Genomic DNA, 17,508 nt, shown 5'->3' on the forward strand with positions numbered 1-17,508 from the left:
TGCAGCACGTTGATGAACCCCTTCTCGAATTCGCCGGGCGTGGTGGGCGATTTGAAGATCGAGATTTTCCCACCGGGCTCGGAAACCAGGCAATCGGTGAAGGTTCCGCCGATATCGATGCAGACTTGATATGCCATTTAAGGTCCGAAGCTGTTAGCGTTTCTTGTGATCGCGGCCCAGTATCAGGCTGGCCAGAATGATGAGGCCCAAAAGAACCTGCTGCAGATAGCCGTCGACCTGCATGAGATTCATGGCGTTGGAAATGACCGTGATGAACAGGGCACCCAGCAGAGCCGCGGTGACGCCTCCCTCTCCGCCGGTCAGCCGCACGCCACCGACCACCGCCGCCGCTATCGATTCCAGGGTCAGGTTGCCGCCGAGATTGGGCTCGCCCGAGCCGGTGCGCGCGGTGAGCAGCATGGCGCCAATCGCGGCCAGCAGCGAGCAGACCACGTAGTCGATCGCAACGACGCGTCCGGTGCGAACGCCCGCCGCCTTCGCCGCGCGAGGATTGGCGCCGATGAGATACAGGCCGCGGCCGAACACGGTGAAGCGCAGGACCAGGAACAGCAGTGCGAAACACAGCGCGGCGAACAGGATGGGCACCGGAATGCCAATCAGCCGTCCCTCCGCCAAGGCGTTTGTGAATGCCTCGGGAATGCCCGGCACGGGAAAGCCGCCGCTGACGGTTGACGCCAGCGCCATGACAATGTTGGCCATGCCAAGCGTCGTCACCAGGGGATTGATGCCGACACCGGCGATGAGGAAGCCGTTCAGCCCGCCGATAAGCAGCCCGACGCCAAGGCCAGCGGCGATTCCCCACAGGATCGGCATATCACCGGTTCCGGTCATCACCATCGCCGATATGACGCTGACGAGCGAGACGGTAAAACCAAGCGAAAGGTCGAAGCCGCGCGTCAGCAGCACCATGGTCTGCGCCATGGCAAACAGTGCGAGATAGCTGGTCTGGATCGCGATGTTCCAGAGATTGCCGCTTGAAACAATGCGCGGGTCGAGCAGACCGAGACCCAGCAGGGCCAGGAATACGAGCCCCGGCAGCTTGGCCTGCGACGCGAACTGGCGGATGTCCGGGCGAGCGCGGTGAAGAACAACCGGAGCCGCCATGTCTGGGCGATCAGACATTGGCCCGCCTCCCCTGAACAATTCGGTCGAAAGCCAGTGCGCCGATGAGCACCGAACCCAGCACCAGCGTCTGGAACTTGCTGTCGATCTGCGTGAGGTTCATCGCATTGGCAATGATCGCCAGGCACAGCGCCGCCATGGCGACGTTCTCGGCGCGGCCTGAGCCGCCGCGCAATGAAACGCCGCCGATCACCGCTGCGGCGATCGTCTCCAGTCCGAGCGTCCCGCCGATCGTCGACTGGCCGGAACCGATACGGGCGGTGATCAGCACGCCGGTGAGCGCGGCCAGGAGACCGGAGAGCACATAGGCGGTAATCAACACACGGTGTGTGCGCACTCCCGACAGCCGGGCGGCACCGACATTGCCGCCGACGGCGTAGAAGTGGCGCCCGAGCGCGGTCCGACGCTGCAGAATGATGGCGATGGCGATCATCGCGATCGCGAGCAGCAAGACCGGCGGCAGGCCAAGCACCTGCCCTCGCCCCATGGCATAGACGAAGGCGTCGGAAACGCCATAGATCGGGATGCCCTGCGTGTAATAGAGCGTAAGTCCCGCGACGATCGACAACGATGCCAATGTCACCATGAAAGGTGATAGGGAAAGCCGCGCCACCAGTGTGCCGTTTACCAGGCCAACACAGGCGCCGCTGGCCAAGGCCAGCGCCACAGGCACCAGCAGCTGGAGTCCATGCGCATCGGGCATCGCGGCCATCGCCGCGGCAGTGACAACGGACGCCAACGCCATGGTGGCGCCGACCGACAGATCAAAACCGCCGGTGGTCATGACGATCATCTGACCGATCGCCGGAACCGCCAGGAAGGAAAAATTGCGCAGGACGTTGAGGATGTTCAGGCGGTTCAGAAAACGCGGTTCGATGATCGCGGCCGCGGCCGCAACCGCGACCAGAAGCAGGATGACGATCCCGCCGGTTTCCACAAAACGGCGCCGCAGCGTGTCAGGGCTCATGCTGCCTCCGTGGCGCCGGTTTCGGCGTCGAAATAGTGGCGCAGCACAGTGGCCTCGGTGATGGCGTCGGCTTTGAGTTCGGCGACTATGCGCCCTTCGCGCATGACATAGACGCGGTTGGCCAGATGAACGAGCTCTGGCAGTTCGGACGATGACAGCAGAATAGCCGCGCCATTCTCCACCAGGGTTTTCATCAGCCTGTAGACCTCGCTTTTGGCGCCGACGTCGATGCCAACCGTCGGTTCATCGAAAATATGGACCGAGACCGGGCGCATCAGACCGCGCGCCAGCACGAGTTTCTGCTGGTTTCCTCCCGAAAAGGACGACGCCGCGCGTTCGGGCGCCATCGGTCGCAGCCCCAGTGTCTTCAACGGCGCGGCTATCGCCCGGCGCTCGCGCCACGACTTGAGCAGTCCGCCGTGGGACAGTCTCGGATCATCGAGCGCGGCCATGGTCACATTCTCGCGGCCCGGGCGGCTGAGGGCCAGTCCCTCGGCGCCGCGATCCGCTGGATAGTAACAAAGTCCGGCACGCAACATGCTGTGCGGGGCTGGCGCTCGAACCACCGCGCCATGGAGTTCGATCTCACCGGACGTCACACCTTCCAGGCCGAACACGGCTCGGCAAAGTTCGCTGCGGCCGCAGCCAACAAGGCCCGCCAGGCCGACGATTTCGCCAGCTCTGACCACGATGGAGGCATCGGATACGGTGCCGGAGACACTGATCCCCCTGGTCGCCAGCACGATTTCGGCGGGGCGCTGGCTGATTGATGGATAAAGTCGTTCGACCGGCTGGCCGACCATCATCTCGATCAGGGTCGCGTCCGATGCCGCGGCGATGGCCACTGTGTCGATCTTGCGCCCTCCTCGCAAGACCGTGACACGGTCCGCGAGCCGACGGATCTCGGCCATGCGATGCGACACATAGATGATGCCGACGCCCCGCGCCTTGAGGCCCGCGATTGCGGCGAACAGTTTTTCCGCTTCACCGTCGGTAAGCGACGCGGTCGGTTCGTCGAGGATGAGTATCTTGGCATCCGAAAGCATGCCCTTGGCAATCTCGACCATCTGCTTTTGCGCCCGGGTCAGCGTTTCGATCTTGCTGTCCAGCTCGACGTGAAAGCCAACGTCGCGGAAGCGTTCTTCCGCGCGGGCACGCATCGCGCGCCGATTTAGGAAAAGCCTTCCCTTGATCTCGCGTCCAAGAAACAGGTTCTCCTCGACCGTGAGGTCGGGGACAAGACTGAATTCCTGGAACACAGCCGCCACCCCGGCATCGCGGGATTTCTGTGGGGTCAGCGCGGAAACGGTTTGGCCGTCGATACGGCAAGAGCCTTCGGTCCAACCGTAGGTTCCCGCTATCAGATTGATGAGCGTCGACTTTCCGGCGCCGTTTTCGCCGAGAAGGGCATGGACCTCACCGCTCAGCAGCGTGAAATCGACGCCGTCAAGCGCCACCACCCCCCCGAAACGCTTCGTCATACCCGTAAGTTCAAGCATCGCTGACACCACCGAACTCGAAGCAAAACGGGCGGCAGGCCAAGGCCGAGGTCTACCGCCCATCGAAGATGCGACTATTGTACCGAAAATTCAGGCTTCCACCCATCGGGCGCGAAAATCTGCGTCGGGTCGATTTTGTCGACGTTGTCCTTGGTCACGATACCCGGCGCGACCAGCAGAACCTTCTCATAGTCCTTCTTTTCCAAGGCGCGCACCGCGAGGTCGACGCTGATGCGGCCCATCATCACCGGATACTCGGCGGCAAAGCCAAGCACCTTGCCTTCCTTGACCAGCTTCAGCATCGTCTGGTTCTCGTAAGACGACATGATCACGACATCGTCGCGGCCAGCGTCGGCGACGGCGCTGACGGCCGCTTCCGCCGCAGCAGCCCCGCCCCAGATGACATTGAGATCCGGATAGGTCTGCAGGGCGTCCTCGACGAGGCGCAGGCTTTGCGGAACGCCGGGCTCACCATAGAGCTCGGCCGCGAGCTTGATGTTGCCGGTTTTGATGCTGTCGCGAAAGCCCGCCATATAGCTCTCCGCCCAACCCGATCCCTGCGGACCCGGCAGGCCGATTGCGGTCGTCTTTTTGTCGCCGAGATACTTCTTGAGGTACTCACCCTCCTGAAAACCCTTCTGGTAGGTATCGGGCGTGATGCGCGCGGTGATCGGAGTTTCCAGGATGGGATTGGCGACGGCGATCTGGACAAGACCCTTGGCGTCGCCCTCCTTCAGCTTGGCCGCCAGGCCGGCTTCCGAGATGGCGGCGACGAGGATGCCCTGGGCACCGGATGCGACGCAATCGTCATATTGCGACAGCTGCTTGGGCAGCGCGTCATAGCCGCCAGCCTGCAGGACCGTCACTTTGACACCCAGGCGCTTTGCTTCCTCAACGATACCGTAGTCGACCGAGACCCAGTAGCTGTCTTTGAGGTGCGGAAACAAGACGCACAGGTTCCAAGGCTTCTCGGCCTTTTCCAGCGGCACATAGTCGAGTGCCTCGACTTTTTTCAGATCGCCGCCTTTGGCCGAGTTGATCTTGAAGGGCCACCAATCCTTGGCCTGGGCGGCGTTGGGCAGGACGGCCACGCCGGTGACGAAAGCCGCCGCGAGGATGGATCGGAAAGCGTGATTCTTGGTCATGTGATTCCCCATTTTCGTGTGTTCCCGGGTCCGGAGCCGGCGATTTCGCCGGCTCCGCGGTCTGCCTTGGGAGCAGAGGCTTGCTGGCGGATCGTAGTACCGTCTAGGCGAGTTCGCCTTCAGGGCATCCGCGCCGTTGTTCATTTTCACAGTGCTACCGTACTACTTATAAGTTATAAGTCAATAGGGTTTTCATTAGCCGGTGCTCAGCCGGGAAGGTGTCTTCAATCGCGGTTTCGCTGCCTCGACCGGGATCACAATCCATTTGACGAAAGGCGAGGTCGGAGACAGCAGCCATGCAACTGGCCTCGGCGATGTGGGCTTCCTCGCGACCGACCGGTATGCGGCTTGTCGATCGAGTTGCCTGACATCAAGCGCCGGCGAATAAGTCAAAGCGATCAGCGTGGCCTTCGAATACAGAGCCATTGGTCAGCAGCCGCACTTCGCTATCGACCAAATCGTCATAGGGTCTTTAGGGAGGAGATGTGCCCAGTGCATTCGCGTGCTGCAACAGCCGCGCTGAACCGCACCGCAGCGTGCCATAACACGCTGCGGTCGGATGATTGTTGAAATGACGGTTCCCGCGCACGACCGTGCCGCTTTCCAACTTCTTTCGTCTGGCGCTTGCCAGCCTGAGTTCTTCCTAGAGGTCGGCGCCCGGATTGCGGGTGTTGTCTTGCGACTTCATTCTCCCGGCAGCCGGGCAAAGGCCCGCAACGTGGAGGCTTCTAAATGGAACGCGGGTTCCCGATGCTTAGTGGGTGGTGCTGCTTGAGCAGGGGCAGGGCAGCACAGCCTCCGCCGGCAAGCCGTCGCGGCCGGTTCCCTTGATAGCGTGCCGGCGCAAGTCCCGCGTCACCAGGCTCGCAAATCGCGATGCACGTCCAGCCATTGCGACATGGTTTTGCCAGCTGAGAGGCCGATCCCGTGTGCGGCAAACAGTCGAAACACTGATTGGTCGGTGTGCGTTCTTGGCGTATTGTGCAGCACTTCTGGCATTACTGGCCTTGCGGGGATGACGAGTCGGTCATGCGACAGTATGGATGTCCCTATCGGAATAGCCGGTCCGCCTTATCGGTCGTCACACCCGCATATCGCTCCGCTTCTAGGGAACACCCCATCACGCGAGGAAAGACATGGCCACATGCGCAGTATCGCCAATCTAGCCGTTGGGCCGACGGCCCGGCGCTTGGGCCAGTCCACCGGCTATAACCCGCGTCACAACTTGATCCACTGATCCTAGGTGACGACAACGTTGTTCGTCATGATTTTGATGGGGCGGGGATTGGCCCAAAAGCGAGCCCCCCAAACTGTGCGGTTGCCAAATACGCAATGGAGTGAATTGGAATGATCATCGTAACAGGCGCCACGCACGGGATTGGGCGGGCCTGCGTGGAGAAACTTGCGTCTGGCGGTTCCAGAGTGGTGGCGACCGGCCGAGATGCAGAAGCGGGCGCGGCGCTCGAACGCGCCAATCACGGTGTCACGTTCGTTGCCGGTGACATCGTCCGTGAAGACGATTGCCGCCGTGTCGTCGACCGTGCGCTTGAACTTGGCAACGGCCGGCTCGCGGGGCTCGTGAACAATGCCGGCATGTCGAAGCGCATTGCCTTCGCCACCGCCACCCAGGACGATTGGGATGAGGTCCTTGCGGTTAATGCACGCAGCGTCTTTTTCTTCATCCGTCATGCGCTGGACGGCTTGCGGCTCGGGAGGGGTTCAGTCGTCAACATGGCCAGCATCGCCGGAAAGACGGGCGAAGAAGGGCTCGCTGCCTACTGCGCCTCAAAGGCCGCGGTCATCGGGCTGACGCAGGCACTCGCGCTGGAGTTCGGCGAGGAGATCCGCTTCAACGCTGTCTGCCCCGGCCAGATCGAAACACGCATGATGGGCAACATCATAAGCGATGCACTGCGCAAGAAGCAGCTCGAACTGCGGATCCCTGCCAACCGCTTCGGTGCCCCTGAAGAGATCGCTGATGTGGTCGCTTGGTTACTTTCGAATCAATCGAGCTATGTCAACGGCACGGTGGTGACTGTAGACGGCGGGGAAACAGCCGGCCTGCGCACACCGCGCGTCGCGCAGATCGATGGTGCTTAGGGCAATTCAGCTCAGCCGGAGCCGCGCTCGTCGAAATAGCGCAGAAAACCATGTGAGCCTCGCTGGATGTCGTTCTCGATCGCCTCGCGGGCCCTCTTCCTGTCGCCAGCCCTCAAGGCCTCGATGAGATGGTCATGTTCTTCCGCGCCGGTGTACCCGCGCGGAATTTCCCGATCGTAAACGTTAAGGATTGGACCCCTCGAGGCCCACATGCTTTCGATCTGTCCGATCAGCATCGGCATACGCGACAGGCGGTAGACGCCGAAGTGGAAAGCGCGATTGGAGGATCGCGCTTCCTTGATATTACCGGCCTTATGGCTCTCTACAAATGAGGCGCGGAAGGTCTCAAGCTGTTCGAGATCGGCGGGGGCAAAATGGTCGGCAGCGTGTTCTGCCGCAAGCCCTTCAAGTGCCACGCGGATCAGCTTGATCTGAATGTAGCGGGCGCGGCTGAGGTCTGGCACCGCGGCGAACCTGCCGGAGCGCAACTCGAGCGCCTGCTCGCTGACGAGCCGCAGACAGGCTTCGCGCACCGGCGTAATGCTGGTTCCGAGCTGCTCGGCAAGATCCTGCATAAGGAGACGATCGCCCGGCGCGAAATTGCCGATGATCAATCCATCCCGCACCTTGCTGTAAATCCGCGCGGACAGGCTGCCCATCTCCTCGGGCTGCATCTTCATAGGGCCCATGGGACTCCCCTCGTCTCTGCTGCAGCTCTACGGAAATGTCGATTGACGCGTTTCACTACGTTTATAAGTTATAATTGCTGCCTATATTTTGTTATTCAGCGGCAGACAAGTACGTTCACGTTAATTGTCTGCAGCAAACATGTCCGTTTTCATAATTATTTGTGAAATTTTGTTTTTATAAAAAACAAGGAGACCCTTCTTTTCCGATTCTGACAATGGAATGTGACGACAGAAAAAGGCGCGATCTCATCTGCGTGGCATGAGTTGGTGTGCGAGAGATGATGACTTCTGAAGGAGCCGGGAAGCTTACGTGTCAATTTCCAGTCTGATGGGCAGAAATTTCCGATTCTGAGGCGACTCCGAACCGGCTGGACCGACGATGACGTCGGCACCGTCAAGATGATCCGGCAGGCCAGCACGTCCAAAAGCTGCGTATGGCGTTTGCAGAGCGTTTCGCCGCCGAAGGGCTTCAAGGGCTGTTGCGCGACAAGACGCGGCCCTCGCGCATTGCGGCTCTCGGGCCCGAAAGCCCGCCGAGCGCAGCTCTGACAAGGCCGCGACAGGAATCGAACGACGACTGGCCAGAATTATGAAATCGCTTGCGACACTCATGCAATTTCAGGCATTTCAGTAACAAATAGATTTAACATTCTCTTCACTTGCACTTTGGGGCGCGTTACCCGAATTAGCTGGAGCGGCCGAAACCCCGCAAGATCAAGCGCGTAGTCGAAATCCAATCTTGCTGGTGCTTGTCGAGGGATGCGACGCGATGGGCCGGCGCAGGTGCGCTGTGAAGCAGCACTGAGCGCGCCGAAAAACGGCTTCCCAACAGGAGATTGATTTGGATTATGTGCAGTATTTCGCCGGAAGAATCGAGCAACTCAAAGGCCGTGGCGGGTATCGTGAATTTGCCGATCTGGAGCGTCAGTCTGGCAACTTCCCAAAGGCCTGGCTCAATAGGCCCGACGGCCGAAAAGAGATAACCATTTGGTGCACTAATGATTATCTCGGTATGGGGCAGCACCCCAAAGTGCTATCGGCAATGAAGCGCGCCATCGATGCCAACGGCGCAGGATCGGGAGGATCCCGCAACATTAGTGGCACCAACCATTACCACGTGTTGCTCGAGCGGGAGCTTGCAGATTTCCACAATAAGGAAGCAGGATTGATTTTTGTTTCCGGCTTCAGCTCAAACGATTCATCCTTGAGTACATTGGCATCTTTGATGCCGGACACAATTATTTTTTCTGACGAGCACAACCACGCTTCAATTATTAGTGGATGCCGCAACAGCCGGGCCGAAAAGCGCGTCTTCCGGCATAACGACGTTGCGCATTTGCGGGAGCTTCTGCGCAGTGTAAATCCTGCAAGACCCAAGATCATTGTTTTTGAATCGGTATATTCAATGGACGGTGACATTTCACCGATCAAAGATATCTGTGACATGGCGGACGAATTTGGCGCAATGACGTTTCTGGATGAAGTTCATGCATCGGGAATGTACGGTCCGAAAGGCGCCGGCATTGCCGCGGAACTTGGCATCATGGATCGTCCAACCATCATCGAAGGGACGCTAGGTAAGGCGTTCGGCTCGATGGGGGGTTATGTGACCGGACCTGCCTCCATTGTTGACAGCATACGAAGCTTCTCGATCGGTTTCATTTTCACCACGGCGCTTGCGCCAGCGCTGGCGGCTGGTGCGCTGGCAGCGCTGCGCCATCTTCGCGATTCAGATTCAGAACGAATTGATCTGCACCGGAAAACGAAACTTTTAATCGGATTGCTGAAAGAGGCGGGCATCCCCGTCATGCCGACCCGAAGCCACATCATTCCTGTGCTTATTGGTGATCCATTCCGTTGCAAGGAAGCGTCCCGCCAGCTTCTGGATCAGCATGGAATATACGTTCAGCCAATTCTGGCGCCGAGTGTTCCGGTGGGAACCGAGCGGTTCAGGGTGACGGTTACGCCTGCCCATAGTACGACAGATATTCGGACGTTCGTCGATGCGCTCAGGCAGGTTCTGCTGCGGGACAATCTTGGCAAGGCTGCCTAATGTAAATGCTGGGAACGACAGGGCGCGCAGCCTCAGACCTGATTATATCAGCCGGGCTCACCGAGGTGGAAGCGGCGGTCAGCGATCCGGTTCTGACGCCCGATCGCATCTTCGAATGTCATCGGAAAGCAGTTCCGTAACCCGCAATGACAGCTTTCGCGATCTTAAATGATGTGACTCCATGATTGAATGGGGCCGTTTGACGACTCGCTGCTTACACATCGGGCCGGTTCCAGATTCAGGGCTCACCATGAGCCGGTATGACCAGAGCGCATGTTCTTGTGCTGCGAGTTTGATGTGGCTTGGCGTGCCCTACCCGAGGGGTAGGTCACGCCCATGCCCACGGGATCACACACTAACCCCAGCTAACCTGGTTTGAACGGAGCAAGCCTCCGACGCCGCCCTAATCAAAAACGCTGCAACAGATCCTTCAAATCAATTTACAAGATTTTTACAACCGTCAGTCGTTGAGAATGGTACGGCACCGCGAGACTGAGGTCCGGCACGGCCACAAAAGTGACGCCGGTACCCACGGACCGCCGCCAGCACGCAACATCGGGATTAACAGCAATGGTAAGAAGAAGAGCGCTCATATTGGTCGAAGGCCATAGGGGTACTGGTCAGCTATACGTCCAAGCGGCTCAGTGTCTTGGTCTTCATCCAATTACTCTGACGGCTGATCCACCTCGGTACGACTATCTTTCGGCGGAAAACGTTGAGGCAATCCGTGTCGACACTGGCAATCTCGAAGCGTTGGTCCGCGAAAGTTCGCGGCTGCGTGCTACCCACGACATTGCTGGCATTACTGGCTTTGCCGGGGACCATGAATCGATCTATGCGACAGTTGGCAAGCTTTGCCGGCATTTCGATCTACCGGGACCGAACCCTGAATCGATTGAACGAAGCTGCGACAAATTCAAGCAACGCCAACTCCTCGCGCAGGCCGGCGTTCCAATACCGGCTTATCGGTTGGCAACGAATGCGGCGGAGGTAGAAAGCTCGGCTGCAGAGATCGGCCTGCCCGTGATTCTTAAGCCGGCAGTAGGCAGCGGCAGCATGGGTGTCCGATTGTGCCGCAGCCTCGAAGACGTAGCCGAACATACGACCTATCTATTGGGCGGAAAGCACATATGGCGGTCTACACCGAAAATACTCGTCGAAGAATTCGCACAGGGCCCGTTCTATAGCATTAATGTTATGGGGAATGAGGTCGTTGCGATTTGCGCCAATGACTTTGGTCCCCTCCCCCATTTCGTCATACGTGAGGTGACGTATCCGGCCCTGCTAACCGATCAGGAGCGTGAGCGCATCGCCGATGTTTCGCTGAGCTGTTTGCGGGCTCTCGGCCTTGGCTGGGGGCCAACTAACATTGAACTCCGGTGCACGAAACGCGGCCCAGTTGTCATTGAAGTCAATCCGCGTCTTAGTGGCGCGCCCGACCCTCAACTGGTCCAGTTAGCTTACGGTGTCGACCTCGTCACCGAGCACATCAAGCTTGTCATTGGCGAGGAATGGAATCTGCGCAAAAAGCATTCGCATACTGCGGCCGCGCGATTCCTGCTTCCTGATCAAGATGGCACCCTGGACTGGATTGGTGGCGACACTCAGGCAGCTGCTATATCAGGTGTGGCCGAGGTCAAATTGAATGTTGAACCCAAGACACCGATCGTCAGGAAGGGGGATTTCCGAGACTGGATTGGACATGTCATTGCCACTTCGCCCAGCCGTGCTGAAACCGAGGGCGCCCTTCAGCGAGCGGTCGACTTGATCGATTGGTCGATCACCCCTTTTCCGGCGACAATAGGAGGTGATCGAGAGCACGATGTTTGTGGGGCGTTCGGGCGGCCCACCAGTTCTGTTCCGATCAGGCATTGACGGCTTAAGATCCTTGAAACGCAGCAGTTCCGTCTACGTCAATGTCACATCAAGTTTGACGAGGCAAATGCAGCTTTGGCCACACCTGCCTTGTCTCCCGCAGAACTTCTACGCGACCCATGGCGAGGCCGTCGGCCCAATTTGGGACCAATTTGATTGCCGCCCACCGCCGTCGCAGGACGAACATGCGCTTGACAAGACAACCCCGGCCCGTTCAACTTGAGGCATTCACCAGGGGAGTCCCGGCAAGGGGCTGAGATACTGCTGGCTTTCGCGGCGCAGTGACCCGTTGAACCTGATCCAGTTCATACTGGCGTAGGGACGGTGCAAGCGCTCTGCGGGAGTTCACGCCCGAGGTCCTGTTTCGGCAGGTCGACAGAAGCGTCTTTTCATCCTTCCGGCACAGAACTGGGTCTCCAATGCATGAGCAAAGGAGCCTCAAGATGAATGCCCTTACCCCCGCCGTGTCGACGGGACCGCTGCCCGCCTCGCGGAAGATCCACAAGCCCGGCACCATCCACCCACGGATCAGGGTGCCGATGCGCGAAATCGCCGTCCATCCGACAGCCGGCGAACCGCCCGTTACCGTCTACGATCCGTCGGGCCCCTATACCGATCCGGCTGTCGAAACCAGCATCGAAAAAGGCCTGGCCCGGCTTCGCCACGAATGGATCTTGGCGCGCGGCGATGTCGAGGGCTGTGACGGCCGCCATGTCCGGCCGGAGGACAACGGATTCGCGACGGGCGAACGCCTGACGCCAGAATTTCCCATCCGCCACCGACCGCTCAGGGCCAAAGCAGGCAAGGCGGTGACGCAGCTTGCCTACGCGCGCGCCGGCATCATCACACCCGAAATGGAGTTCGTTGCCATTCGCGAGAACCTTGGTCGCGAGATCCTGCACGGCAAGCTTGAGCGCGACGGCGAGGCTTTCGGCGCGACGCTGCCCGATTTCGTCACGCCCGAATTCGTGCGTGACGAGGTGGCGCGCGGACGGGCGATCATTCCCGCCAACATCAACCATCCCGAGAGCGAGCCAATGATCATCGGCCGCAATTTCCTGGTCAAGATCAACGCCAATATCGGTAACTCCGCCGTCACATCGTCGATGGCTGAAGAGGTCGAAAAGATGGTGTGGGCGATCCGCTGGGGTGCCGATACGGTGATGGACCTGTCGACCGGCCGCAACATCCACAACATCCGCGACTGGATCGTGCGCAACGCGCCGGTGCCGATCGGCACGGTGCCGCTCTACCAGGCGCTCGAAAAGGTCGGCGGCATTGCCGAGGATCTGACCTGGGAGGTGTACCGCGACACGCTGATCGAACAGGCCGAGCAAGGCGTCGACTATTTCACCATCCACGCCGGCGTGCGGCTGCATTATATCCCGCTGACCGTTGACCGGGTCACGGGCATCGTCTCGCGCGGCGGCTCGATCATGGCAAAATGGTGCCTGCACCATCACCGGGAAAGCTTCCTCTACGAGCACTTCGCCGAGATCTGCGACATCGCCAGAGCCTACGACGTCTCCTTCTCGCTCGGCGACGGCCTTCGTCCCGGCTCGATCGCCGATGCCAACGACGCGGCGCAATTCGCCGAATTGGAAACGCTCGGCGAGTTGACGAAGATCGCCTGGGCGAAGGATTGCCAGGTGATGATCGAGGGCCCTGGCCATGTGCCGATGCACAAGATCAAGCAGAACATGGACAAGCAGCTCGCTGTCTGCGGCGAGGCGCCGTTCTATACGCTTGGACCACTGACGACCGACATCGCGCCGGGCTACGACCACATCACCTCAGGCATCGGCGCCGCCATGATCGGTTGGTTCGGCACCGCCATGCTCTGCTACGTCACGCCCAAGGAGCATCTTGGCCTTCCCGATCGCAACGACGTCAAGATTGGCGTGATCACCTACAAGATCGCCGCCCATGCCGCCGATCTGGCGAAGGGTCATCCGGCGGCGAAAGTCAGGGATGATGCCCTTTCCCGCGCGCGCTTCGAGTTCCGCTGGGAAGACCAGTTCAACCTGTCGCTCGAGCCAGAAACCGCGCGGTCTTTCCACGACCAGACCTTGCCCAAGGAGGCGCACAAAGTGGCGCATTTCTGCTCGATGTGCGGGCCGAAATTCTGCTCGATGCGTATTTCCCACGACATCCGCGCCGAGGCACAGAAGGAGGGCATGGCGGCGATGGCGGCGAAATACCGCGAGGGCGGCGATCTCTACATGCCTGCGGGCGAGACCGGCGCACCGCTCATACCTCAGCCACGTGAGTCATCATGAAGGTCTTGGTCAAAGGGGCCGGCGTCGCCGGCCTCACCGCCGCCTTCGAGTTCGCCGCACGCGGCGCGGCGGTTACCGTTGCCGAGACAAGGCCTGCCCTTGGGGGCAATGCGTCGTGGTTCGCCGGCGGCATGCTGGCGCCATGGTGCGAGCGTGAAAGCGCCGAGCAGCCGGTGCTGGATCTCGGGCGCGGTGCCGCCGACTGGTGGGATGCCGCAACGCCCGGCTTGGTAGCACGACGGGGAACGCTGGTCGTGGCCTCGCCGCGCGATGCGGGCGAGCTCGACCGGTTCGCCAGCCGCACGTCGGGGCATCGGCGTGTCGATGAAGATGAAATTGCGTTGCTGGAGTCAGACCTCGCCGGCCGATTCCGCCGAGGATTGTACTTCCCCGACGAGGCCCATCTCGACCCGAGCCAGGTGATGACGGCGCTTCACGACAGGCTCGCGGCCATGGGGGTCGAATTCCACTTCGGGACCAACGCCCGGCAGGTTTCCGGTTTCGATCGTCAGATCGACTGCACGGGGATGACCGCTTTCGATGACAGGCTGCGCGGTGTTCGCGGCGAAATGCTGATCCTGCGCACGCCGGATGTCTCGCTGTCGCGCCCAGTCCGTCTGCTGCATCCGCGCTTTCCGCTCTATGTGGTGCCGCGCACCGACCAGCGTTTCATGGTCGGCGCAACGATGATTGAGAGCCAGTCCGCCGGACCAGTCACGGCGCGTTCCATGATGGAGCTTCTGGGTGCCGCCTATGCCCTCCACCCGGCCTTTGGCGAGGCTGAGATCGTTGAAACCGGTGTCGGCATCCGCCCAGCCTTTGCCGACAATTTGCCGCGCGTCGAAACGAAGGGTGAGATCATCGCGATCAACGGGCTCTATCGCCACGGTTTTCTCCTGGCTCCCGCCATGGCGCGCCAGGCCGCCGACCTGGTTTTCAATCAAGACGCAACCAAGGAGCTTGCTCATGAAACTGATGGTCAACGGCGAAGCGCATGAGGTTGCCGCCACCACGCTGGCCGGGCTGCTTGCCGCGCTTGACTATGAGGGCGATTGGCTCGCGACCGCCGTCAACAACGACCTCGTGCACAAAGCCAACCGGGCGGAATTCCAATTGAACGACGGCGACCGGATCGAAATCCTCTCGCCCATGCAGGGAGGCTAGATCATGTTAGAGCTTTATGGAACCGAGCTTCCGTCGCGCCTGCTTCTCGGCACCGCGCAATATCCTTCGCCGGCCATCCTTGCCGAGGTTGTCAAGGCGTCGGGCACGTCGGTGGTGACCGTCTCGTTGCGCCGTGAGATGGCAGGCGGCAGGGCCGGCGAAAAATTCTGGTCGTTGATCCGCTCGCTCGGCGTCAAAATCCTGCCCAACACTGCCGGCTGCCACTCCGTCAAGGAAGCGGTCACGACCGCGAAGATGGCGCGCGAAGTTTTCGGCACCAACTGGATCAAGCTCGAAGTGATCGGCAACCACGACACGCTGCAGCCGGACGTGTTCGGGCTGGTCGGGGCCGCCCGCATCCTGTGCGAGGATGGTTTTGACGTATTCCCCTATACCACCGACGATCTTGTCGTCGCCGAGCGGCTGCTGGAGGCGGGCTGTCAGGTTCTGATGCCGTGGTGCGCGCCGATCGGTTCCGCCCTCGGTCCGATCAACATCACGGCGCTGCGCTCGATGCGCGCACATTTCCCCGGCGTTCCACTGATCGTGGATGCTGGGCTCGGGCGGCCGTCGCACGCGGCCACCGTCATGGAACTCGGCTTTGATGCCTTGCTCCTGAACACCGCGGTTGCCAAGGCGGCCGATCCGGTCGGCATGGCGCGCGCGTTCGGCAAGGCGGTCGAGGCCGGTCGTGAAGCTTTCAGCTCCGGAATGCTCGAACCGCGCGAGATCGCCATGCCATCGACACCGACCATCGGCAGGGCAGTATTTTCATGAAGCTCGATCCCTTCTACCTGATCGTCGACAGTGCTGCCTGGATCGAACGGCTGGTGCCGCTTGGCGTCAAGCTGGTTCAGTTGCGCATCAAGGATAGGGACGAGGCCACGCTGCGGACGGAAATCCGCCGCGCGAACGGCGCCTGCGTGGTCCATGGTTGCCAACTGATCGTCAACGACTATTGGCGCACGGCAATCGAGGAAGGCTGCGACTTCGTCCATCTCGGCCAAGAGGATTTGGCTGCGGCCGACCTGCTGGCGATTAAGTACGCCGGATTGAAGCTCGGGCTTTCCACGCACGATCATCTAGAACTGGAAACGGCCATCGCTGCCGAGCCCGACTATATCGCGCTCGGCCCCATCTATCCCACGGTCCTGAAGCAGATGAAATGGGCGCCGCAAGGGCTCGCGCGGATCAGCGCGTGGAAGCATCGGGTGGCGCCGATCCCATTGGTCGCCATCGGCGGCCTCAACCCCGACCGGCTCAACGGTGTCTTCGAGGCTGGTGCGGACAGCGCGGCGGTGGTCACCGACATCACGTTGAATGCCGATCCCGAAGCGCGCACGCGAGAATGGATCGAAAAGACAAAGCCATGGCGCTGAGGCGAGAACCGCATGTGCTCGTGGTCGGCGGTTCTGACTCGAGCGGTGGAGGCGGAATAGCACGCGATATCGAGACGATCTCTTCCATTGGCGTGCGCACCTGCCTTGCTGTCACCGCGCTAACGGTGCAGACGCACGATGCGGTCATGGAAATCCACTCTATGCAACCCGGTCTGGTGGCCGGTCAGATGCGTGCGGCGTTGCAGGCCAACAAGGTGGCGACCATCAAGATCGGGATGCTCGCCACGGTGGAGATCGTCATTGCGGTTGCCGGAGTGCTGCGCGAAAATCCGCAGGTGCCGGCAGTGCTCGACCCGGTGCTGGCGTCGACGTCAGGCCGGGCGCTCCTGGAAGCCGGCGCCATCGCCGCCCTGAAATGCGATCTGATGCCATTTTGCCGTCTGGTCACCCCCAATCTCTTCGAGCTGGCACTCCTTGTTGGCTCGGAGCGAGCAGTGGATGAGGACGGCGTAGTGTGGCAAGGCCAAGAATTGCTGGCAGCCGGCGCGCGGGCTCTGCTGATCAAGGGCGGCCATGCATCGGGACCGCAATCAACCGATATTCTGTTGCGCCCCGATCACGAACCAGTCCGCTTTGACACGCCGCGTCTTGCCGCATCGATGCGCGGGACGGGCTGCATGCTGGCCAGCTCGATTGCGGCACATCTGACGAAGGCGCAATCAATCGAGTACGCCGTGCGCCAGGGCAAGCTCTTTGTGTTAGAAAAGCTTCGGAAAACCCCAGCCGAATAGCCGTAGAGCCGGCTCAAGCGTTCAGCGGCTGACGCTGAAATGGAAGCCGTAGCCCTCCTGCCCTTTTATCACAGGGGCAGCAACGCGCCGCCGTCAGGCGGGATGCGGAACGGACGGCCCCCGGCGAAGGGCGCCGTTCTCTTTGAGCTGCGACCCTGGTGAGCGCCTTCGTGCCTAAAGCTGTGCCGTCGGGCTAAGCTTCAGCTTAAGATCGTTCTGAAAAGCCGAACATGGTTCGTCGAGGTAACACTTGAGGGAAGGATCCTTGTCGGGTTCCCTGTTTTTCGACAAAATCGCCCTGCAGAATTTATATTGCGATTTGGCGGCATCGCACTGCTGGGTGTCCGCCTTATAGCAAGCGTGGACCAAAACGGCTCCCACGTAATCATGCTCGACGTTGTTGGAAGACAGGTGGGTCTGAATGTCTTGGAGAATGGCAACTCCATGGGACATCCCATCTGCT

General features: G+C 60.4%; 16 protein-coding genes, 1 pseudogene and 1 riboswitch. Of the genes and pseudogenes, 9 read left to right on the plus strand and 8 right to left on the minus strand.

What is annotated here, in order from left to right:
- The 6 genes and pseudogenes from NKH52_RS33640 to NKH52_RS33665 all read right to left on the minus strand — a co-directional run.
- Nucleotides 1–137: hydantoinase/oxoprolinase N-terminal domain-containing protein (locus tag NKH52_RS33640; protein ID WP_352657845.1), on the minus strand; the 137-nt coding region annotated here is incomplete at its 3' end.
- A 16-nt stretch (nucleotides 138–153) separates the two neighbouring features.
- A complete protein-coding gene (locus tag NKH52_RS33645; protein WP_352657811.1) occupies nucleotides 154–1,143 on the minus strand; it encodes an ABC transporter permease in 990 nt (329 codons plus the stop codon).
- Nucleotides 1,136–2,110 carry an ABC transporter permease gene (locus NKH52_RS33650; RefSeq protein ID WP_352657814.1) on the minus strand — a complete coding sequence of 325 codons (975 nt, stop codon included), beginning with the start codon at nucleotides 2,108–2,110 and terminating at the stop codon, nucleotides 1,136–1,138. The genes NKH52_RS33645 and NKH52_RS33650 overlap by 8 nt, the downstream gene beginning before the upstream one ends.
- The gene (locus tag NKH52_RS33655; RefSeq protein WP_352657817.1) at nucleotides 2,107–3,609 is read right to left on the minus strand and encodes a sugar ABC transporter ATP-binding protein; all 1,503 of its coding nucleotides are present in this window, start codon (nucleotides 3,607–3,609) and stop codon (nucleotides 2,107–2,109) included. The genes NKH52_RS33650 and NKH52_RS33655 overlap by 4 nt, the downstream gene beginning before the upstream one ends.
- Nucleotides 3,610–3,683: 74 nt before the next feature.
- Nucleotides 3,684–4,754, minus strand: a complete 1,071-nt coding sequence (torT, locus tag NKH52_RS33660) for a TMAO reductase system periplasmic protein TorT (RefSeq protein WP_023707089.1) — start codon at nucleotides 4,752–4,754, stop codon at nucleotides 3,684–3,686.
- Nucleotides 4,755–5,229: 475 nt separating this feature from the next.
- Nucleotides 5,230–5,734 (minus strand): annotated as a pseudogene (locus tag NKH52_RS33665) (ISNCY family transposase); the annotation flags it as partial.
- Nucleotides 5,735–6,101: 367 nt separating this feature from the next.
- On the opposite strand from NKH52_RS33665, the gene NKH52_RS33670 reads away from it, so the two are divergent.
- Complete coding sequence (locus NKH52_RS33670) at nucleotides 6,102–6,854, plus strand: SDR family NAD(P)-dependent oxidoreductase (protein ID WP_031213998.1); 753 nt, start codon at nucleotides 6,102–6,104, stop codon at nucleotides 6,852–6,854.
- A gap of 11 nt (nucleotides 6,855–6,865) precedes the next feature.
- Here the strand turns inward: NKH52_RS33670 and NKH52_RS33675 are convergent, their stop codons facing one another.
- Nucleotides 6,866–7,528: a GntR family transcriptional regulator gene (locus tag NKH52_RS33675; RefSeq protein ID WP_352736604.1), complete on the minus strand. Its 663-nt coding sequence runs from the start codon at nucleotides 7,526–7,528 to the stop codon at nucleotides 6,866–6,868.
- An 856-nt stretch (nucleotides 7,529–8,384) separates the two neighbouring features.
- Here NKH52_RS33675 and hemA point away from each other — a divergent pair.
- From hemA to NKH52_RS33715, 8 genes are all read left to right on the plus strand, one after another.
- Entirely contained in the window at nucleotides 8,385–9,596 is a 1,212-nt protein-coding gene (gene hemA / locus NKH52_RS33680; RefSeq protein ID WP_352657825.1) for a 5-aminolevulinate synthase, read from the plus strand.
- 570 nt (nucleotides 9,597–10,166) lie between these two features.
- Complete coding sequence (locus tag NKH52_RS33685) at nucleotides 10,167–11,471, plus strand: ATP-grasp domain-containing protein (RefSeq protein WP_352657828.1); 1,305 nt, start codon at nucleotides 10,167–10,169, stop codon at nucleotides 11,469–11,471.
- 223 nt (nucleotides 11,472–11,694) lie between these two features.
- Nucleotides 11,695–11,811, plus strand: a riboswitch (TPP riboswitch).
- 103 nt (nucleotides 11,812–11,914) lie between these two features.
- A complete protein-coding gene (gene thiC / locus NKH52_RS33690; protein ID WP_352657831.1) occupies nucleotides 11,915–13,750 on the plus strand; it encodes a phosphomethylpyrimidine synthase ThiC in 1,836 nt (611 codons plus the stop codon).
- Nucleotides 13,747–14,748, plus strand: coding sequence for a glycine oxidase ThiO (gene thiO, locus NKH52_RS33695; RefSeq protein ID WP_352657834.1), 1,002 nt, complete (start codon nucleotides 13,747–13,749; stop codon nucleotides 14,746–14,748). Before thiC ends, thiO begins: the two co-directional genes overlap by 4 nt.
- Entirely contained in the window at nucleotides 14,717–14,914 is a 198-nt protein-coding gene (gene thiS, locus NKH52_RS33700) for a sulfur carrier protein ThiS (RefSeq protein WP_023737080.1), read from the plus strand. The genes thiO and thiS overlap by 32 nt, the downstream gene beginning before the upstream one ends.
- A gap of 3 nt (nucleotides 14,915–14,917) precedes the next feature.
- Nucleotides 14,918–15,691 (plus strand): thiazole synthase, encoded by a 774-nt coding sequence (locus NKH52_RS33705; RefSeq protein WP_352657837.1) that lies wholly within the window; start codon nucleotides 14,918–14,920, stop codon nucleotides 15,689–15,691.
- Entirely contained in the window at nucleotides 15,688–16,293 is a 606-nt protein-coding gene (locus NKH52_RS33710; RefSeq protein WP_352657839.1) for a thiamine phosphate synthase, read from the plus strand. The genes NKH52_RS33705 and NKH52_RS33710 overlap by 4 nt, the downstream gene beginning before the upstream one ends.
- Entirely contained in the window at nucleotides 16,284–17,045 is a 762-nt protein-coding gene (locus tag NKH52_RS33715; protein WP_352657848.1) for a hydroxymethylpyrimidine/phosphomethylpyrimidine kinase, read from the plus strand. Before NKH52_RS33710 ends, NKH52_RS33715 begins: the two co-directional genes overlap by 10 nt.
- Before the next feature lie 174 nt (nucleotides 17,046–17,219).
- On the opposite strand, the gene NKH52_RS33720 is transcribed toward NKH52_RS33715, so the two are convergent.
- On the minus strand, nucleotides 17,220–17,508 hold a 289-nt coding region (locus NKH52_RS33720; RefSeq protein ID WP_352968432.1), incomplete at its 5' end, for a hypothetical protein.

Source organism: Mesorhizobium sp. M1066 (assembly GCF_040318635.1).
Taxonomy (GTDB): Bacteria; Pseudomonadota; Alphaproteobacteria; order Rhizobiales; family Rhizobiaceae; genus Mesorhizobium.